The following is a 17,806-nucleotide window of genomic DNA, read 5'->3' as shown; positions in this document are numbered from 1 at the left end:
CGGTTGTTGCGTGAAGTGAGCAAGAGCAGCCATCGCAAGAATTTTAACTAGAAAAAACACATCCACACGATGAGGTTTAAGGACTCCAAAGGGTCGCAACCGGCCCCACGGCCGGCCACTCTCAGCTCCGCAACGCAGCCGCTTCCTCCCTCATTTGCGCCCTAAGCGCCTTGGGCGCCGTATCCGCGATCCGCTGGGTGCGGTCCTTGCCCATCTCACGCACCTTCTTCCACACATCCGGCATCTTCACCACGATAGGCTGCTCTGGGTTATCGCGGTTCCAGTCCGCCAGGCGCTCGCGCACCCGCTTCACCGCAGCCTCGTCCTTGCGGAACAGCGCGTCTGGGCACTCATGGTGCCGGTGGTGATGGTCGCGCCCTTGAATTCCTGCGCCAGCTGCATCTTGGCCAAGTTGGAATCGCGCGCGGTTTCGTACATCCCAAAATACTGGCGCTCGCCATTGGCATCCACCACATCCACCGTGTAGCGCCCAAAGCGCGACAGAGGGGCATAGCCCGCCTTTTGCAGATCCGTGGCCGTTTCCATGCGGCGCTTGATCTGCTGCATGTACTCGCCCAGGCGGTCGCGTGAGTCCGGGTCGGCCTTGGCGTCCTGCTCCAGGGTATCGAGCAGCAGCTGGGCAGCAGCTTCGACGGATGGCTGGCCCAGCACGGCATCGCGCATGGCCTCGTACTTCTCGCCCACCACGCGCAGCATGTCAGTGCGTGCCGTCATGTCGATGGAGCGATCAATGGCCGCGCGCGCTTCGCGGTACAGGCTGATCTGGTTGGCGTTGGCGCCAAACAGAGATTGCAGCTCGGTATCACTCCAGACAATACCGGGCTTGAGAAACACGCTCTCAAAACGAGAGTCAATCAGCTTCTCAAATTGCTCCAAAGGCTTGCCCTGCCACATGGCCAGCACACCCGAATCAATCTTTCCCTGCTTGAGCAGCATGGCCGCCTTGTTGTGCACCGAGAGGTTGGCATGGCGCTTTTGCAGATCCTCCACCAAGGTCGCCTTACCGTTCTCGTCGCGCCCCCAGATCAGCGTGCCCTCGAACAGCGGTTTGCCCACGGCCTTGTTGTCGGCCGCAGAAACCGGCTTTTTGCGATCCTTGCCCAGCATGTCGCGCAGGCTTTCCACACGGGGGATCAGGCGCGGTGCGGCATCGGCCGCATCGTTGGCCAGCATGGAAACATCTTCAATGTTCTGGCTTGCTGCCTCGTAAACCGGCTTGAAGGCTGGCGCGCGCTCGCCCAGATGGCGCATGGTGCCCACGGATTTATCCCAAAGCGATACCTTGCCCTCGTGGGTGAAAGTCTGGCTCAGCTGATCCAGGGCACTATCCTTGAGGTCCATGAAGCGGGAGCGGCTGAACATGGGCTCGCCTGCACCATCCTGCGTTGAACTGGTATCCAGAGTCAGCAGGCGGTTGAGTTCGCGCGCAACATCTTCAGTGGCCACCTTGCCCTGCTGCACACCATTTGCTAAAGTAGAGACTTCTCCTGAACTCGTTGAGCCAGACCGTTCGGATGCCTTATTGGCATCAACACTGGATACTCTCGGCTTCAGGAGATTTTCTTTGAGCGAAACACTATGCAGGTACATCCGCTGCGTGTTGTGGTCGCGGCGAACCAGAACCGTCACGATGTTGTCCTTGCCTGAAATACTCACCGGCGCGGAAGAGTAAAAGCTATCGGTATTACCCGCTGTGGTCCGATACACCAGCGCACCACGCTCAATCACATCCTTGACCGCTGCAAATGCCACCTTCTTGGCATCGTTGGCACCGCCATGCGCTACCGAGCTTTTTGCAGAGCGCGCATCCAGAAGCACCTCACCAAATTCCGGGCTGATGGCTTTACCTCCCTGCTGGGCAAAGAGGTCCGCCGCCCATCGCTCCACTGCGGCATATCCCCCTGATGGCGCGTTCTTCAAATCCAGGACCGCCACCGGCGCACCCTGCAGCACAAGCGCCTTTTCCAGATCGGTCTGAGGTGCTTCACGCGAGTCACGACTGAACGAAGCAACCCCATTCAGATTGCCAGCAGCACCGCCGTTCTCCACCCAGGCGCGCGCCGGCAGGATGTAGTTGCGGATCAGCTCGGCATCAGTCAGGGCCAGAGATTTGAAACCCGGCACATGGGTGCGCAGCCAGGTACGAATGGCGGCCACGGCACGGCGCACAAAGCCAATCTGGGGCGTGCTCTGCGCCATCTCGGCCAAGACTTCTTCAGCGGCCGTGCGGCGATCAAGCTTGCTGACGCCGCGCAGTCCGTATTCACTGATCTTGGCGTCCACCTCCTTTTCACGCATGTTGGCCACCTGGTTCAGGATCTGGTCCAGCTCCTTACCAAACAGGCCGCGCAGACCATGGTGGCCCAGCGCCTCATGAAACAGCACGCGGGCAGCGTCATTGGGCGTCTTGAGCTTGGACGCCATCAGATACACCTTGCCCTGGTAATAGAAGCCTTCCGGCGCGCCACGGGCACCGCCGCTGCGTTGCTTCAAGTCCGCACGGCGCGCGCTCTCGGGCACCACAGGGTCTTGCATGTCAAAGGCAACGATCACCTCGGGACCGTTGGCCCAGGCCTGACGAATGGCATCAGCCGTGCCCGTCACGGCGCGCACAGCCTCCGCACGAGCTGCAGATGAGTAGCTGGGGCGCACGTTCATCGCCGGGGCTGCAGCAGCTGCGGCGCTGGCTGGCTGCCCCTCGTTCATGATTTGCAGGAAGCTGGCTACATCAAAGTCCGCGCCCGTCGCGGTGTCTGCGGCTTCGCGGCGGAAGCGCGCCGTTGTCGATGCGTTATCTGCCCGTTCTCCCGCATTCAAGGTCAACAGGCGATGCAGCTCATCTGCCACTTCCTCGGTCGAGGCCTTGCCCACATCTCTTTGCTTTGCTAAAGTAGAGGCGTCTCCTGAATCGTTTGAGCCAGATCGCTCCACACCACTAGTGGTGTCAGTCCTGGAAACTCGGCGGTTCAGGAGATATTCTTTTGTGGCCACGCTATGCAAGTACATCCGCTGGTCATTGGGGTCTCGCTTGACCAACACGGTCACTATATTGATAGCCCCGCCGACTTTGACTGGCGCGCTCACATAGAAGCTGTCACCATCGCGGCCATGCCTAGCCGAGAGCACCACAGCACCCTTCTCCAGCACATCCTTGACCGCAGCAAAAGCCGCTACCTTGTGAGCGTTAGGACGACCATGAGCAAGCGAACTGCGCACTGATCGCCCGTCTAGCATCACATCGCCCAACGCTGGGTTGTGCGCCTTTCCGCCCTGCTGCTCAAACAAGTCTGTCGCCCAACTGCGAATCGCAGGTGCCCCCATCGGCGCAATGGCAGTGTCCACTTCGGCAACCGGCGCACCCTGCAAAACCAGAGCCTTTTCCTGATCGGTTTGTGGCGCCTCTAATGTGCTGCGGCTGAATGGCAGCTCGTCCTCTCTGCCCAGCACATCAATGCCTCGCTCCACCGGCCCCGCCTTGAGGTCGCGTGCCGTGGGTTGAGTGGTATGGGTGCGCGGCCCCTCATTCGCTTCATTCACCCAGCCATCACCCTGCTTGCGAACAGCCTGCACCGTCACACTCCAGCCGCCGTGAGAATCCCGAGTGGTATAGGCAATCACACGGTCATGACCGCTGTAACCCTTCACGATATTGCCAGGCGTGAAATAGTCGGCGCGCGCGGCCATGGCTTCGCGCATCTTGGCTGGAATGCTCTTGGGCTTTGCCACGCGCTTGGACGCCGCAGCTTCATCCTTCGCAGCCTTGGCCTCCTTCATGCGCTGCGGTACCGACTTTGGTGCAGGTGCAGGCGTGGGCTCGGTTGCCGGTGCTGATGCCGGCGCGGCATTCGCACTGGGCGAAGCCTTCACCGCTGCCAACGCCTGCTCCACCGGTGCATCCAGCACGATGGCCTTGACCTGCTTGCCTTCCTCGGCTGCAGCGACTGCCTGGTGGTGGCCGTCAATGATGTGGCCATCGCTGGACACAATCACCGCACGGTCGCCAGTCGCGCTCTTGGCAGCCTCGACCTTGGCGGGCGAATACTCAGCCTGCGTGGGCTTGAGCGCTGCCGCGTCCACCATGGTGGTCTCGTGAGCGATGCCTTGGGCATTCAGGTGCTTGACCATGCCGCCATGGTTGGCCGTGGGCACCTGGGGCATGTCAGCGCGAGGGATGCCCAGCGTGCCGGTCTCCGGCGCGAACGGTTTTTCATCGCCCACCGGCTGCGCGGCCTGTTTGACGGGTGTTTGACCGGTTGACGGATTTGCTACAGATTCAGTAGCTACTTGCGCTTTATTGACAAGCGCTAGCGGTTGATTTCCTGCATCTTTACCGGCCACGGCTGTTTGATTGCCCATGGCATCGGCCAGCTTGGCGCGCACCTTCTCCGACAGGTCGCCCCAGGCAGCTTTGTGCACATTTGCACGCTGCGGGGCATTCAAACCTTTGCTGGCCTGGGTAATCGCCTGGCGCTCCACCGTGGTCATGCGCATCCAGCGTTCGCTGGCATCCAGCTGGCGCTGGCGGTCTTGCTCGCGCTGGGCATTGCCTTCCTTGGCAATCCGCGCCGCTTCACCTACGGCAGACGGGCCAGACGCTGTTGCTTGCGCTCGAGTTGCTTGCGCAGGTTGCGCGCTACCTTGCTGGGCTTGAGAGGCTTGAGAGACATTGGCATTAGCTCCTGTTTCAATAGCTGTTAGCGTTTGCTGCGCAAGCGCCTGAAGTGCTTTTTCCAGTTTTTGCGTGCGCTTGTGATTGGGGCCGTAATGGGCAATGGCCTGCTGCAGCTCCTGCTCGCTCATGGCGGGAATCTGCTTGGCCAGAATCTGTGTGATGCCGCTCAACTGGGCGGGGGCTGGCGTGCCAGTGGTCGATGCACCTTGTGTCTGCCCTGCAGCCGACTGCACCTCCAGCTTGGTCAGCTGGCTTTGCAGCGCATTGCGCTGGGCCACCATGTCTTTGCTCCAGCCCTGGGCCTTGCCCTGCTGCTGCATGTAACCGGCTTGGCCGTTTTGGGGTCGAATGCATTGCTCATCCCCCAATGACACCTCACCCCTGACTGCAGGTCGAACCCTAGAGGGGGGCATGCGCAACCATCCACTAGCGCGGCTGCAATACCATTCAAGTATCCAAGTCACCACAGAAAGGCTTATGCATGAGCAACCACCTCGCAAGCGCGATCAAGGAACTGGCTGAGAAGGACGTCGGCTTTTATGTTTCCCATGCTGCGCCGGGAGGACAGCGCACAGTCCTGCTCGGCGCGCAAGAAGTAATCGCGTACGCAGCGGACCCCGTTGGATTTCTTGCAAAGCACTATGGGGTAAGCAAGTCAGACTACCTTGGGTGGCATCAGGACGAATACCGTGTCTACTGCTCTGGCTTCACTCAAAAAGGCGCACGCTGCAAAGCTACAGTGCCAGGCCTCAGCACGGTTGAGACGCCCAAAGAGTGGGCAGAGAATCAAGGGGGACGCTGCACCCTCCACTCCTGACTCATCGAGCGCGATTTCGATCGCAGCAGGCGACAAAAAAGCCCGCACTAGGCGGGCTTGGTTTGCATCTCAAAAAAATTGAGATACTTTGACTTCACAGGATTTTTAAGAATCGTCAGTATTTTCAAAGGGATTAATCAAGGCACGGCGCGCGACAAAGTTTCCAATGATTTGAGCGCCTGGATAATTTTCATTCAAAGCGCGCGACGCGGCGACAAAATGTGCGCCCGAAGTCAAAACATCATCGAACAAAAATATCATGTTTGGAGGGCCTTGCTCAACAGTCGCATACTTATTAAAAGACATAGACCCATAAAGCCTATCTACACTGGGCCTTTCAGTGGCTCCATGACTAGGAGGACAAGATCCATCAAACGATAAGCAGTCCCGTATATCTAAAGGCACGTTTACAAGCGTGCCAATACGGCAGAGCACCTGCATCATCCTATCGTCATATTCAGGATCAGCTTTAGCCTTTGACGAAGGCATTGGAACCACCACCAAGGAAAATTTAGAGTTCACATCCCCCCAATTCCAAAGCCTGGAAAATTGACGTGCAACGTTCTCAATTGCCTCAGCTTTGTAATGCCAATCAGGCTTACCACGTCGCTCCATCTTCTTCTTCAAATTCATAATAAGCTGATTTGTTGAAGAGTATGTAGCTCCTTTATAAGGGGTGTACTCCCCCCAATAGAAACACTGATGAGATTCATTCAAAAAAGAATGATCACCAATCTGAATATCGGTAATTTTGGTAAGTCGAGTCGGAAGATTCATTCTTATTAAAATTCTTTCAATATATCCTCAACACTCTTCACTCGAATAGCTCCTTTGGCCTCGTACTTAGCAGGCCAAGAAATCGCAGGATTATGGAAATTGCTTTCCAAAATAAACAGCTTTCGACCTTGCTCTAGGGCAGCACGCGCTTGAATTAAGGTGCCCGATGTTTCACTCGCCTCAACGATAATTGTCGCCTCTGACAAAGCAGACATGGTTTTGTTTCTTTCAGGAAAAAAGAAACGATTGATATGCGCCCCTTGCGCCTTGTAACGCAAGACCGGAACTTGGCTGACTAACAAAAAATCATGGGCAATCTTGTGCTGGAGATACGCATTCTCCTTGGGGTAAACCTCAGAAATTGGCGTACCAATTACGGCCACGGTTCTCCCCCCAGCTGCGATCGCAGTCTCGTGGGCGATGGTATCAACACCCTTGGCGAGGCCGGAAACGATTGTGAAATCATTCTCGACCAACTGACGAACTAGCTTGCGTGTACGACTTGCCCCCTCCGTACTAACCTCTCTAGTTCCAACTACTGCAACCCTACGCGGTGCCTCCGCCAGCTCCCAGGTTCCCAAAAAATACAGCAATTCCACCGGATAGGGAGCATCGCGCAAGCGCTCGGGATAGTCTGGGCTGCCGTTAATACGAATACCAAAATTCGAGACCCCGCCTTTGCTGAAGAAGCTCAGCACTTCTTCCGAGGCCTTCAAGGCGTCGTCTTCATCAACAAGTTCCGAGGGTAGCTTCCCCGGATGTGCATCAAACAGCTCCGCCAACCGTTTTGTGGTGGCGTCCTTTTGTTGCCAAAGAAATTCATACGCCCCTAGCTCGACGCGTATATCAATTGGCTTTTCCGCTAGGAATTCTGAAATTGCCCAGCCCATTTTCTTCCCATTTCTTACTAAATTTGAGTACAGCTTAGTTCAAAAGTACCACACAGAAGACTGTAATTTTATACAGTATTTTTGCAAAAGTACAATAAAATCACGAACCTCCGATGCCTCGACATGTTGACCCCTCTGCTACAGTTCCCAGCAGGAGGGAACATGCAAGCAACTACAGCCTCAACTGCGACACCAACGCCACTCTTATATGCCCGTCACCTGATCGGCATGGGGATCGTGGCTCTGGCCAATCCGCTGATTTACTACGACTCACAAGCAATCGGCATGTGGCTCGTCACTTGGGTCGGGCCCATAGTGCTGGGGCTTGTAGCTTATGGACTCTATGCGGTGTTCCTGACAGAACGTGCCAAGCGCGCCTGGCCAAAGAGCTTTTTCATACTTGTATGGGTCTGCCTCGGGCTATTCATGCTTGGACAATGGGCTGAGTTCAACGGCAACCGGACTCAAAAAACAGCAGCTCAAGCGCCCAAACCACCTCAAAACAATGGGTCGATCCCATTCAATGGGAAACTTGATTCACCCGCAAGCAGTGCCTTTGACCCCACAACCGCGCGCCCCGTTGATGAACCGACTTCTTCCCCAAATCAGTTTGATCCATCAACCGCGCGCCCAGTAAGTAATTGAATTACACGGACTCAAAAGAGGTTCCATTCCATCGCTGCTTATTGCCCTTGGCATCTTGGTACACAGTTCCCTTCACAAACTCCTGTTTGCTCTGAGAACCAGATACCTCTTGAACATCCCCATCTCGGGTGTTCCAGCGAATGATGGACCCTGCTGACGTAGACCCATCCACGTTTTTGGTTGCAGGCGTGACCTGCACCTTCCAATCAGCGTCATCCTTACCGCCATAGGCGCGCATCTGGCTTGCAATCGCGGCCTTTTGCTCTGGCGTCTCGGCATTGATGTACGCCTCCTGCATCTGCCCTATGCGCTCTGCCGCGCGAATCTGCGGCTCGCGCAGTCGGTCCTCGCTGCCGGCGCGACTCTGATCCAGTGCCAGGCGTCCCAATCCAAGACCCAGCTGGCCATTGGCACGGGCACTTGCTCCGGACTCGGCCAAGGCCGCGCGCTGGTTGGCACCTTGCTGGCCCATGCGCTCACGGGCAAGCGCAGTATTGAAGCCCATGGTTTGCAGGTTGGCATCTACCTGTTTGCCTTGAGCGGCCAGATCCGCACGGCTGGGCGGTCCCATCACACCTTGGCTGGCCTGGGTGTAGCCCGCTGGTGCTGCGCGATTGGCTGCGGGCGATGCCGATGATGCCGCCGCTGGTACGCCGGCAGCCGCGCTGCTGTCGCTTTCCATGCCAAACAAGCCGCGCGCAAAGCCCGACACACCGCTGGCACCATTGACCACGCCATCAATCACGGGGGTGGTGATGCCGCCAACAGTTCCTGCCACGGTCTTGCCAATGGCTTCACCGTAGTTGCCAGCACCCCAGCTGCGCTTAATGTCGTCACCAATGGAGCGCATATTGTCTGAGTAAGACAAGCCACCAGTAGCCGGGGGCGCGGCTGGCGCGCTCGCCTGGGCAGGCTTGGGAGACTGCAGCCCCAGGTTGGCCATATTGGGCGCGTCGTTGCCATAGCTCTCGCCACGCGAATTCTTGTCAGCAATCGCTTTGAGCTGAGCGCCTGGTTCTTGGGTCGCTGCTACTGCAGCTGGCCGGGCGATAGGTGCCCCAGAAAAGCCACTATCCCCCTGCAGGCGGTTGCCGGGGAAGATGCCGGGACTTGTGCGGGCTTGCGCAGCCACCGGTGCTGATGCGGCTGGGGGTGCCATGGCTGGCGCGGCTGCTATCGCTGGTGATGCGGCTGGCGCTTGTGCCGTGGGACGCGCTGGCGCTGCTGGATTGCCACCAATGCCGCTTGGCACTTTGGCAAACTGGCCGCTACTGCCGAACTGCATCCCAGGGCCGCGATTCATGCCAGCGCCAGCACTTGGGCTGCCCTGTGGATAAATATTGGAAGGGCTGATGGGCGCTTTGAGCTGGTCCTCTGGCGCGCCGCCATTGGCAAAGAAAACCTCGGGCTTGAGCCCCAGGCCTTGCGCCTGGCCATCGACTTGCACAGGCACTTGAGAGTGAGTGGCATCCACCACACCTTGAAGTGCCTGCTTACCGCCCATGGCGTGCACTGTGTCTGGCGGCAAAACAAACTCGCCCGGCTTGAACATGCCGGGGATGGAGTCAGGTGCCTGGTTTTGCGCCTGGGCCAGGGCCGCGCCCTTGGCTTTAGGTTGGGGTTTGGACAGTCCGAACATGCGGCACCTCAGAAAATATAGTTCACGTTGACCTGGGGCACATCCTGCCGAGTCGCGCGGCGCAGGTCGGAATCAGGCCGCAACCCGAAGTAGCCTGTAAATGCCGCCTCGGCAGTCTTGCCGCGCTGCGGGTCAAAGCCATCGCTATCGGGCTGGCTGAATGCCTTGTGCAAGGCCCAGTACACCAAGTAGGCATGGCTGGCCGCATGAATCTCGGGCTTGTCCGTGTCATTGGCCATGGCCTTCATGGGCAGGCGATAGGCCTCCAGCGTCAGCACCCCATCTTCACGGGGCGTGGGGACCATCCGCAGCGCGCCCTCGGTCTGGATGGCATACAGCGCATCCCACTCAAAGCGCACGCGCCAGTCCGGGTGATTGCGGTCCAGCCACTCGCGCGTCACCAAAATCACCGGCTGGGCTCGATGCGCGGCCGCGCTCGGTGTCCACTGCAGATGGACGATTTCATAAACCTTGGAATGGAGCTGATAGGAGGCCTTGCCAGCCTCTACCGCAATGGTGGTCACGGCTGGCGTGCTGTCATCCAGCAGAAGACGGCCGCGAATGGCCGCCTCGTCCTGGGCTTCATTGAGCCAGCGCGTCACAGACTCATCGCCCCACAAGTAGGGCTCGGTCTTGTCCATTGCATCCTCCCGAAAGGAGGCAATCAGTTCCTCAAGGTTCATGTCAGCGCACTCCGAATTGGTGAATCAGGCCGTTGACGGTGATGCGCATGTCGTCCACCTTGGCTTTGCTGTCAAAGCTGTGGTCAAACTTCTGGGCGTACTCTGTCAAAGCGGCCTTGTTCATGCCCTGCACGGTGATCAGCATGGCCTCGCGCTGGTCGTCCACTTCCTTGGCCTTGTCGTCCAGCACCTTCTGCTCCAGGGCCGCTATTTCCTGCTCTGTCAGCTCGGGAGTGGTGGTGGGCGTGGTGACAGGTGTGGCCGCGTTCAGCTCCGAGCCCGCCGCGCCCTGCTCTGTAGTTTCTGCGGGCTCGGCCTTGGGCAGATCCGCGGTGCGCTTGAACTCGACAAACTTCAGCAGCGGCTTGGCGATGGCCTCGCTCACCAGCTTTTCTTCGTCAGGAGTCCAGACATGGCCGGTAGCGCGGTCGCGGTAGAGCTTTTTGCCGGTATAGGTGATGCGTACAAAGTTCATGATGATGCTGGGGAGTGTTCAGATGGACGAATGCGGGCGCTACCCCAAGGGCAGGCCCGCATCCTGGGAGCGCGCTTTACAGTGCGCCGGTGGAGATAGCCTGCACCGCCACATCAACGCGGCCTGCCTTGGCATTGGCCGCGCCCGAAGTGGTCAGCACCAGAAACGCATCCTTGGGCAGCGTCACCGGCGCCTTGGTTGCGGCATTGCGCAGTCGCGCCGCCGTGGCCAGGTCCAGAGCCGCGCCAAAGTAGGAGGCATCCTGGGGCACCTTGGTGCTGTTCACACCGTCCACGTACTCAAAGCCCAGATCACCCTTGACGGTAGCGGTCAGGCCGGTGGATACGATGGTCAGAGAGTCCACCAAAGTGGAGCCCGCAGGAATCACGCCCAGACGCACCTTGTCGCCCACAGCGAGAGGAGCGGCAGAATCTGCCTCCGTCGCGCCGCCGAGAGCGTTGGTGATCAGCGAAAAAAGCAGGACATTGAGATTGCCCCAGGGAGTGGCACCGAGCTGGTTGCGGTGCTTGGAGAGGTTGGTCACGATTGCCATGGTTGGCTCCTAAATCGAAACAAGAGGGTTCGCACACCCAGAATCACCGAGCGCCGCGCCAAGGCCGCGCCCGGTGGTCTGGATTACTGGCGTGCGCCGATGATGGGCACAGCGGTGTCGATGGCGATCACACCGTGATCCGTGAAGTGCTTGGTGTTATTGCCCTGGTCCACGGCCCAGCGCACCTTGGACGTGCCCTGAATGGCGCCAATCAGCAGCTCCATCTTGTCGTCGTGGTCGAACTCCTTCTCCTTCCAGAAGAAGGGCATGCCACCGTGACGGCTGGAAGCAAAGGCCTGGGCCAGAGCCTGTCCACCCAGCAGCAGCGCGCGGTCCACGGCATGGGTCACGCCAAAGCTGGCAGGCACCACGCAAGTGCTTTCCGCATCGCTGGTATTGCTGGCGCAGTAGTTCAGCGAATCACCCGCGTAGAAGCGGATGGGGCGCGGCTGCTTGGCAATCAGAATGCCGTTCCACAGACCCACATCACCCAGGAACAGCGGATGGCGCTCGGCCTGGCTGGCGCGGGTCAGCGCGTTGGCCTGAAACTGGCGGAATTCCTTGTCCTGCGAGAAAGCGTGGTACTGAGCGGGGCTCACCAGCAGCATGCGCAGCGGGGAGTCGTCAGCCGCCGAGTCACCGGGCAGGCGAATCGCGGGAGGTGGCAGAGCAATCGACTCCACCAGCGTGCGGCAGGCGTCCACCACGCTCATGCCCAGCATGTCGGTGGAAGCAATGTCCATTTCACCGGCATTGGCGGTAAAGCCCTTGATGCCATCACCGTCTGCCACGTAATGGCGGTTCTTGGTGGGGGCCAGCACGGTATTGACGGTAATCGCGTCAAAGTCGGCGTGGTCATACGGGCACCCATGATGGGGTATGCGCCCACGGGCTGCACAAAGTGGAACTCCACCTCGTCGCCCTTGCCGCGCGACAGATCCACCGTGCGAACGATGGGCATGTCGGTAGCGGTCTGCTTGCGCAGGGTCGCAGCGGCAGAGCCCTCGCCCTTGGGCATGGTGCCCACCATCTGGTTGAGCTTGGAATTGCGCTGCATCGACTGAGCAAACAGTCCAGCAGCTTGTACGAATTGCGCGTTGGCCGAGCCTGCGCCTACACTGGTTTTGGACATAACGAGTCCTCCTGCTATGGGACAAGGGCTCTCTCATCACGAGATGGCCCAAAGGGTTTGCGGTGGGCCTTGCGGCTTACACCACGCTATTCATCAAGCGCGTCTGGCGCTCGGGACTCAGGCTGGACATGTACTCCAGCAATGCAGCCGGGTCGTTGGCCAGCTCTACAGCGCGATCCGCCTCGCTGCCTGCGGGTGCCGCTCCGGGCAAACTCGACAGACTCACGGGTGGCGCGCTCTTGGCATCGGCCAAAGCCTTGGCTACCGCACTGGCAGTGGGGTCAGCAGCTGCCGCGCCCGCATGGACTTCCTTGAACTGGCCCAGCAGATCAATCACATCCTTGCTGGTGCCTGATTGCAGGGTGCGCTCAATGGCTGCTTGCATGAATCCGGGCTGGCCAGCCTTCCAGGCGGCGAACTCCTTGGACTCAGCGATTTCAAAAGCATCCTTGTGCGCGCCCAGGATGGCTTGAAAGTGCGACTGCTCTGCCGTCTGCTCCTGTGCAGCTTGCGCGCGGGCCTGGGCTTCGCGCTCTGCCTCGCGCTGGGGAGCCAGAGCGGCTTGAACCTGCTGACTCACCATCTTGGCAATGCCTGCAGCCATTCCCTCTTCGGAGAAGTCCCCGAACAGAGATGCGTCGGCACCACCGGCCACCAGGGCTTGAGCGGCTTCCAGATTCTGGTCGGCCTGGGTCGGCGCCTTCCCGGCATCCGCACGGGCTTGGGCCTCGACCTGGGCTTGCTGCAGATTGGCAGCCTGTGCGGCCGTCAACTGCTCCAGCTGGGCACGCAACTGAGCGGCTTCGGCCATGGCCGTATCGCGCGCTGTGCGTGCTTCTGTCAGCTTTTCAAAGGGAATGGTGTAGCTACCCGACTTGCTGGCAATCGGCGCGCCTTCGGGCTCATCCTGAGCAGGGGCGGCTGGTGCTGGGGTCTGGGTGGTGGTTTCGGCGGCTGCCGGGGCGGGTGCAGTAGCTGGAACGACAGAAGACTCGGAAGCGTCCGCATCCAAGTCCAGTTCGCCCGCAAAGGCTGCAGCCAACAGTTGTTGAGCTTGATTCACTCTTGTGCTCCGTTCCCAGCTATCCGGCTGGGCCTATTGAGAGGGGCACACCGATTCGAGGTTCAGGCCAGGGCTGAAGCCCTGACCTTCACACTCTCCAGCGGTGGGAATGGGCCGACTCATCACGAGTGGGCTGTTTCGCTTTGATTTCTCGCTGCGATGGGATGAAGTATCAAGCGCTTTTCCGCGCCCTTCTAACTCTAGTGGGGTCGTACTGTTTTGCAGCGCGCTGGGGGCTATGCCATCGCCGTGCATCGTGGGATCGGACTGGAATGGGATCAGCATGAGCGCCGAAACCATGGCAGAGACTGTAGTTGGACGGGCGCTTTCGGATCACCCCTTGCTTCGAGCACTGGAAGCCCAAAGCCGCGAGGCAGCAGACATCAAACAGCTGGATGACGAGAGCTTTGAGCAGTTCATCGGAATGCTGCGCAACCATCGAGCCTGCGGCTACCTGCACGACATGGATTTCGCTCGCAAAGAATGGGGCACCAAGTGGAATGCTTGCGAAGGGGTGGTTGATTCGCAGAACGGAACTGCTCAATTCGATACAGCCTGGGCTTGTCCAAAGCCTATCTTTGTGGCGCTCTCCAAGCAGTTTCCACAGGAAGTGATCACCATTACTTACGCAGACGAGGACATAGGCAGCAACTGCGGCATGTTCAAGCTGAAGAACGGCGAGGTGATTGAGGCGGATGAGGCTCAGCCATGGCGCGAGATGTCGGAGGAGCAAAAAGCGAAGTGGACAGCCTTCGCCTATGAGGTGAAAGGCTGGAAGCCCGAAGAAGAATAGCAACAGCCGGCCACCATCACGACTTGCCGGCGTAAGCGGCAGCCATCCGGCGTGACCACTCTAGCGAGTACGTTTGATCTCTGGAATTAGCCAGAGCAAGCGGTGATCAGGATCTTCGGCGCGGCCTCCGCTCCGTTGGCGAACAGTGGTCACGCCAGATGGCGCAGCACCTTTTATTAACCTAAGTGCGCATTTTTTCTGCCTGACCCTCATCGGGCAGAAGAAAGCTGCGCCATCTACCTTTTTTAGCCGGGCCTGGGAAATCTCCTCCCTCTCTATTACTTCCCCAGGCGCGCCCCGAAAGGGAACCGGCTCTTTATTCAAGCCCGCAGCAACCGTCCGCGGGCTTTTTTCTTTGCCCACAGGAGACAAACTTGATTATCAAAGCCTCGCATATCGTGCTGGACCTCGAAACCCGCAGCACTAAGCCGAATGCCATCGTCGCGTCTATCGGCGCGGTTGCCATCAGCCCAGACCTGCAGCTGCTGACCAACGAATTCCACATCCCGCTGGCCCAAAACCTGCAATTCCCACGCCACGAAGACCCAGACACCATGCGCTGGTGGGCAGAGCAGTCCACAGAAGCGCGCTATGCGTCCATCATGGCAGCTCAGACGGTGCTGCCAAGCCAAGCGCTGCGCGACTTCGCAGCCTGGGTAGCCAGCGTTGCAGACCCAGAAAAGGTGAAGGTCTGGGGCAATGGATCCGTCTTCGACAACGTGATCTTGCGCAGCCTCTATGACACGTTTGACCAGCAGCCCCCATGGGAATGGCGCTTTGACCGCGACATGCGAACCATCCTGGACCTGCACCCCACGGCAAAGGATGTGGGTGACTTTGTGGGCGTGAAGCACATCGCCATCGATGACGCGCGCCACGAGGCTAAGCAGTTGGTCAAGGCTCTCTCGCTGCATCAAAGCCTATCGGCCAAGGGAGCTTTGTGACATGGCCGCTCATCCGCCTCGCACTTCAACGGATAGCACCACCTCAGGAACAAAACTGCTGATCGCCCTGCAGTGGGCACTGGCTGCTATCGGCATCTTCGGCCTGACAGGCGCGGCTGCGCTGCTCATGGCCTCCACCCCAAGCGCCTGGCCACTCTGACCATCAATCAACTTTTATAGCTACTCGCGCTTTATTCATAAGCGTTAGAGGCAAATTTATGCATTTTCAAGACGCTTATGAATTGGTGAGAGTCTTCGGGCCGCGCGCCACCGCACGCACCCTGAGCAAAGCCACTGGCATCTCTGCCCGCACCTTGGCCCGCCTGGCGACTGAGAGCGGCATCACCCTGCGCACCACGATAGAGCCCATCGCAGGGATTGAGCACCTGCCAGGCCTGCCCAACTTCACCGATAGCCATGCATGGCGCGGCGGTACCACTCACCGCATTGATTTATCCAAGGCAGGAGACAGCCCCGGCTATCGCTCCCTGCTCATTCACCAGTCTGGCGTGCAAGGCCAAGACGATGAGGACGACAACGATGACTAAAGCCTTTTACGCGATCGCTCTGGCGATCTTCTCCGTGGTGCTTGCGCTTCTGTGGGTCACCGAACCAGTCCAGGCAGAGGAAGAACCCAGCGAACCACCATCCCCGCCCGGCACTGTTCGTATGGCAGCCCGCGATGCCTTTGCCTGCCCCGGCATGCATGCCGAGTGGCTGGACGACAAAACAGTGCAATGTCTGCGCGAGCATCCCTAAAACAGTTGCCTCTTACATTCCTGTCAACCAACTGACATGCTCGCGCGTTAAAACAAGACACACCAGTTTTAGCCACCTCATCAAGGAGTAGTCATGACTTACCCGTACGCCGCATATCAAGAACTCAAAGCGACGCAGGAGGTCATGTCTCAGCTACCAGATCCACGCTCCCCAGAGGAAGTCCTGCGCATGCTGTCGCAGAACCCACCCCCTGAAGGCGAATACAGCGTCGACGCTTTCTAAGCAAACACGCCACCATCACCAAGCCACCCACTGAGGTGGCTTTTTTGTTTCTGGAGACTCCATGTTCAAGAACATGATCATTTATCGCATAGCCGAGAGCTGGCAAGGCGATCTGCAGATGCTGGCCGATGCCTTGCAAAAGACGGTGTTTGTCGAGTGTGGCGCGACGCAAGAGCGCTCCGTAGGCTGGGTGCCGCCGCGAGGCGAGCAGCATGGCCCTCTGGTCGAGTCCGTGGCCGGTCAGTGGGTGATGCGTTTCATGAGCGAGTCGAAGATGCTGCCGGCCAGCGTGCTCAACCGCAGGGTTAACGAAAAGGCTGAGCACATTGAGAAGACCGAAGGCCGCAAGCCCGGCAAGAAGGAAAAGCGCGATCTCAAGGACGAAGCCAAGCTGGATCTGCTGCCCATGGCTTTCACCAAGCAAGGCAGCATGTGGGTCTGGATCGATCCGCAGGCGCGCACCCTGGTGCTGGATACCAGCGCCCAAGGCCGCGCCGACGAAGTTGTCACGCTGCTGGTCGAAGGTCTGCCCGGTTTTGCGCTGGCCCTGTTGGACACCCAGACCAGCCCACAGGCTGCCATGGCCCACTGGCTAATGACGCAGGAGCCGCCGGCTGGCTTCACCGCTGACCGCGAGACGGAGCTGAAAGCCTCCGACGAATCCAAGGCCGTGGTGCGCTACGCCCGTCACCCACTGGACATTGATGAGGTGCGCGAGCACATCGAGCACGGAAAGATGCCCACCAAGCTGGCCATGACCTGGGACGACCGCGTGAGCTTTGTGCTGACCGAAGGTCTGCAGATCAAGAACATCGCGTTGCTGGATGCAGTCATGGACGGCAACAGCAAGGACGATGGCGGCTTTGATACCGATGTGACGATTGCCACGGGCGAGCTCTCGCGGCTAATTCCTGACTTGATCGATGCGCTGGGCGGCCTCCCCGCCTCACTGGCTGCCAGCGCCAGCACGTTTGCCACGAAAACAACGCGCAACAATACTCGCTAAGCTGAGTCGCCGCGTCGAGGCTTCCGGATGAATATCGTCAGAAAACCCAGTGATTTCTGCGCCACTTGGAACTATTGACTCCTGCATTGCCACCTGACTTAAAGAATAAAGTGCAACGCCAATGTAGTCGCTGGCTGTGCTCTGCGCCAATGCCCACTCACGGGCCTTGTGAGCAGACGCGGGGACCGGATCGGCCCAATGTTCGGCACTGAACCTAGAAATATCTAGTCGCAGCGCTCGGAGCAGACCAAGCGCATAGGAAATACGTAGCGATGGGATTTCCGGAAGCTTGAGCAAAGAAGCTGCTGTCAGCGACTCTATGGCTGAAAGTTCTTCGAAATCCTGCGACCATTTTATGGCTCTGTTTAGTCTCTCCGAGACGTCATCCATCGAACGTGGAGCCTCATCAGAAAAGATCACATACGCGAACGATGCCCTCAAATCCGAGTGGATTGCTTCTAGAACAGGTAACAGGTTTAAAGAATGAATCCGCTGAAGCCGCTCTTCATCTCTATTTCGGATGTCATCTGTTTTCCTAGACAAATGAAATGCAGCCCCTACTGCACCCAAGGTTCCAATTGCTGATGCTGCACTTATAAGCAGCTCGGAAAATTCTGTGCTCATGCGCTCCTCCTGGGGCGCAATCCTACCGTTTCACCGGCCCGCCACTGAGCGGGCTTTTTGCTTTCTGGAG

General features: G+C 58.7%; 21 protein-coding genes. 9 read left to right on the top strand and 12 right to left on the bottom strand.

The window, feature by feature from the left end; genetic code table 11:
- Positions 1-121: 121 nt before the first annotated feature.
- Positions 122-313 carry a hypothetical protein gene (locus CLU84_RS03310; RefSeq protein ID WP_099735931.1) on the bottom strand — a complete coding sequence of 64 codons (192 nt, stop codon included), beginning with the start codon at positions 311-313 and terminating at the stop codon, positions 122-124.
- Positions 310-5,013, bottom strand: coding sequence for a hypothetical protein (locus tag CLU84_RS21990; RefSeq protein WP_158235165.1), 4,704 nt, complete (start codon positions 5,011-5,013; stop codon positions 310-312). The genes CLU84_RS03310 and CLU84_RS21990 overlap by 4 nt, the downstream gene beginning before the upstream one ends.
- Positions 5,014-5,174: 161 nt before the next feature.
- Between CLU84_RS21990 and CLU84_RS03300 the strand changes: the two genes are divergently transcribed.
- Positions 5,175-5,510: a hypothetical protein gene (locus CLU84_RS03300; RefSeq protein WP_099735930.1), complete on the top strand. Its 336-nt coding sequence runs from the start codon at positions 5,175-5,177 to the stop codon at positions 5,508-5,510.
- Positions 5,511-5,615: 105 nt separating this feature from the next.
- Here the strand turns inward: CLU84_RS03300 and CLU84_RS21790 are convergent, their stop codons facing one another.
- Both CLU84_RS21790 and CLU84_RS03295 read right to left on the bottom strand, forming a co-directional pair.
- Positions 5,616-6,287 carry a hypothetical protein gene (locus CLU84_RS21790; RefSeq protein WP_144445408.1) on the bottom strand — a complete coding sequence of 224 codons (672 nt, stop codon included), beginning with the start codon at positions 6,285-6,287 and terminating at the stop codon, positions 5,616-5,618.
- A 5-nt stretch (positions 6,288-6,292) separates the two neighbouring features.
- Positions 6,293-7,177, bottom strand: a complete 885-nt coding sequence (locus CLU84_RS03295) for a DNA-processing protein DprA (protein WP_099735929.1) — start codon at positions 7,175-7,177, stop codon at positions 6,293-6,295.
- A gap of 162 nt (positions 7,178-7,339) precedes the next feature.
- On the opposite strand from CLU84_RS03295, the gene CLU84_RS21785 reads away from it, so the two are divergent.
- The gene (locus CLU84_RS21785; RefSeq protein ID WP_144445407.1) at positions 7,340-7,822 is read left to right on the top strand and encodes a hypothetical protein; all 483 of its coding nucleotides are present in this window, start codon (positions 7,340-7,342) and stop codon (positions 7,820-7,822) included.
- Between the two features lies 1 nt (position 7,823).
- On the opposite strand, the gene CLU84_RS03290 is transcribed toward CLU84_RS21785, so the two are convergent.
- From CLU84_RS03290 to CLU84_RS03265, 7 genes are all read right to left on the bottom strand, one after another.
- Positions 7,824-9,461: a hypothetical protein gene (locus tag CLU84_RS03290; protein ID WP_099735928.1), complete on the bottom strand. Its 1,638-nt coding sequence runs from the start codon at positions 9,459-9,461 to the stop codon at positions 7,824-7,826.
- A gap of 8 nt (positions 9,462-9,469) precedes the next feature.
- Positions 9,470-10,144 carry a DUF6682 family protein gene (locus CLU84_RS03285; RefSeq protein ID WP_099735927.1) on the bottom strand — a complete coding sequence of 225 codons (675 nt, stop codon included), beginning with the start codon at positions 10,142-10,144 and terminating at the stop codon, positions 9,470-9,472.
- Position 10,145: 1 nt separating this feature from the next.
- A complete protein-coding gene (locus tag CLU84_RS03280; RefSeq protein WP_099735926.1) occupies positions 10,146-10,619 on the bottom strand; it encodes a hypothetical protein in 474 nt (157 codons plus the stop codon).
- A gap of 76 nt (positions 10,620-10,695) precedes the next feature.
- Positions 10,696-11,172 (bottom strand): hypothetical protein, encoded by a 477-nt coding sequence (locus tag CLU84_RS03275; RefSeq protein WP_099735925.1) that lies wholly within the window; start codon positions 11,170-11,172, stop codon positions 10,696-10,698.
- A gap of 83 nt (positions 11,173-11,255) precedes the next feature.
- Positions 11,256-11,993 (bottom strand): DUF4043 family protein, encoded by a 738-nt coding sequence (locus CLU84_RS03270; protein WP_369826791.1) that lies wholly within the window; start codon positions 11,991-11,993, stop codon positions 11,256-11,258.
- Positions 11,882-12,304 carry a DUF4043 family protein gene (locus tag CLU84_RS22620; RefSeq protein ID WP_369826790.1) on the bottom strand — a complete coding sequence of 141 codons (423 nt, stop codon included), beginning with the start codon at positions 12,302-12,304 and terminating at the stop codon, positions 11,882-11,884. Before CLU84_RS22620 ends, CLU84_RS03270 begins: the two co-directional genes overlap by 112 nt.
- A 76-nt stretch (positions 12,305-12,380) precedes the next feature.
- Positions 12,381-13,367 (bottom strand): hypothetical protein, encoded by a 987-nt coding sequence (locus CLU84_RS03265; protein ID WP_099735924.1) that lies wholly within the window; start codon positions 13,365-13,367, stop codon positions 12,381-12,383.
- Positions 13,368-13,476: 109 nt separating this feature from the next.
- Between CLU84_RS03265 and CLU84_RS03260 the strand changes: the two genes are divergently transcribed.
- The 7 genes from CLU84_RS03260 (at position 13,477) to CLU84_RS03240 (ending at position 17,112) form a co-directional block, all read left to right on the top strand.
- The gene (locus CLU84_RS03260; protein ID WP_233209911.1) at positions 13,477-14,160 is read left to right on the top strand and encodes a hypothetical protein; all 684 of its coding nucleotides are present in this window, start codon (positions 13,477-13,479) and stop codon (positions 14,158-14,160) included.
- Positions 14,161-14,534: 374 nt separating this feature from the next.
- On the top strand, positions 14,535-15,104 hold the full coding sequence (locus CLU84_RS03255; protein WP_158235164.1) for a 3'-5' exonuclease: 570 nt from the start codon (positions 14,535-14,537) through the stop codon (positions 15,102-15,104).
- Between the two features lies 1 nt (position 15,105).
- On the top strand, positions 15,106-15,264 hold the full coding sequence (locus CLU84_RS22135; protein ID WP_169108434.1) for a hypothetical protein: 159 nt from the start codon (positions 15,106-15,108) through the stop codon (positions 15,262-15,264).
- Between the two features lie 58 nt (positions 15,265-15,322).
- Entirely contained in the window at positions 15,323-15,652 is a 330-nt protein-coding gene (locus CLU84_RS03250) for a hypothetical protein (protein ID WP_099735922.1), read from the top strand.
- Positions 15,645-15,863 (top strand): hypothetical protein, encoded by a 219-nt coding sequence (locus CLU84_RS03245; protein ID WP_099735921.1) that lies wholly within the window; start codon positions 15,645-15,647, stop codon positions 15,861-15,863. The genes CLU84_RS03250 and CLU84_RS03245 overlap by 8 nt, the downstream gene beginning before the upstream one ends.
- A 93-nt stretch (positions 15,864-15,956) precedes the next feature.
- A complete protein-coding gene (locus CLU84_RS22130) occupies positions 15,957-16,106 on the top strand; it encodes a hypothetical protein (RefSeq protein WP_199173678.1) in 150 nt (49 codons plus the stop codon).
- 61 nt (positions 16,107-16,167) lie between these two features.
- On the top strand, positions 16,168-17,112 hold the full coding sequence (locus CLU84_RS03240) for a recombination-associated protein RdgC (protein WP_099735920.1): 945 nt from the start codon (positions 16,168-16,170) through the stop codon (positions 17,110-17,112).
- Here CLU84_RS03240 and CLU84_RS21780 read toward each other — a convergent pair.
- The gene (locus tag CLU84_RS21780) at positions 17,053-17,736 is read right to left on the bottom strand and encodes a hypothetical protein (RefSeq protein WP_144445406.1); all 684 of its coding nucleotides are present in this window, start codon (positions 17,734-17,736) and stop codon (positions 17,053-17,055) included. The genes CLU84_RS03240 and CLU84_RS21780 overlap by 60 nt on opposite strands.
- Positions 17,737-17,806 lie beyond the last annotated feature (70 nt).

Source organism: Comamonas sp. 26 (assembly GCF_002754475.1).
Classification (GTDB): domain Bacteria; phylum Pseudomonadota; class Gammaproteobacteria; order Burkholderiales; family Burkholderiaceae_C; genus Comamonas.
This window is presented reverse-complemented; position numbering and strand designations above follow the sequence as displayed.

Excerpts from the sequence above, each read along its gene's own strand:
- CLU84_RS21990 (WP_158235165.1), bottom strand. The coding sequence starts at position 5,013 with ATGCAGCAGCAGGGCAAGGCCCAGGGCTGGAGCAAAGACATGGTGGCC.
- CLU84_RS03300 (WP_099735930.1), top strand. The coding sequence starts at position 5,175 with ATGAGCAACCACCTCGCAAGCGCGATCAAGGAACTGGCTGAGAAGGAC.
- CLU84_RS21790 (WP_144445408.1), bottom strand. The coding sequence starts at position 6,287 with ATGAATCTTCCGACTCGACTTACCAAAATTACCGATATTCAGATTGGT.
- CLU84_RS03295 (WP_099735929.1), bottom strand. The coding sequence starts at position 7,177 with ATGGGCTGGGCAATTTCAGAATTCCTAGCGGAAAAGCCAATTGATATA.
- CLU84_RS21785 (WP_144445407.1), top strand. The coding sequence starts at position 7,340 with ATGCAAGCAACTACAGCCTCAACTGCGACACCAACGCCACTCTTATAT.
- CLU84_RS03290 (WP_099735928.1), bottom strand. The coding sequence starts at position 9,461 with ATGTTCGGACTGTCCAAACCCCAACCTAAAGCCAAGGGCGCGGCCCTG.
- CLU84_RS03285 (WP_099735927.1), bottom strand. The coding sequence starts at position 10,144 with ATGAACCTTGAGGAACTGATTGCCTCCTTTCGGGAGGATGCAATGGAC.
- CLU84_RS03280 (WP_099735926.1), bottom strand. The coding sequence starts at position 10,619 with ATGAACTTTGTACGCATCACCTATACCGGCAAAAAGCTCTACCGCGAC.
- CLU84_RS03275 (WP_099735925.1), bottom strand. The coding sequence starts at position 11,172 with ATGGCAATCGTGACCAACCTCTCCAAGCACCGCAACCAGCTCGGTGCC.
- CLU84_RS22620 (WP_369826790.1), bottom strand. The coding sequence starts at position 12,304 with ATGTCCAAAACCAGTGTAGGCGCAGGCTCGGCCAACGCGCAATTCGTA.
- CLU84_RS03260 (WP_233209911.1), top strand. The coding sequence starts at position 13,477 with ATGGGCCGACTCATCACGAGTGGGCTGTTTCGCTTTGATTTCTCGCTG.
- CLU84_RS22135 (WP_169108434.1), top strand. The coding sequence starts at position 15,106 with ATGGCCGCTCATCCGCCTCGCACTTCAACGGATAGCACCACCTCAGGA.
- CLU84_RS03250 (WP_099735922.1), top strand. The coding sequence starts at position 15,323 with ATGCATTTTCAAGACGCTTATGAATTGGTGAGAGTCTTCGGGCCGCGC.
- CLU84_RS03245 (WP_099735921.1), top strand. The coding sequence starts at position 15,645 with ATGACTAAAGCCTTTTACGCGATCGCTCTGGCGATCTTCTCCGTGGTG.
- CLU84_RS22130 (WP_199173678.1), top strand. The coding sequence starts at position 15,957 with ATGACTTACCCGTACGCCGCATATCAAGAACTCAAAGCGACGCAGGAG.
- CLU84_RS03240 (WP_099735920.1), top strand. The coding sequence starts at position 16,168 with ATGTTCAAGAACATGATCATTTATCGCATAGCCGAGAGCTGGCAAGGC.
- CLU84_RS21780 (WP_144445406.1), bottom strand. The coding sequence starts at position 17,736 with ATGAGCACAGAATTTTCCGAGCTGCTTATAAGTGCAGCATCAGCAATT.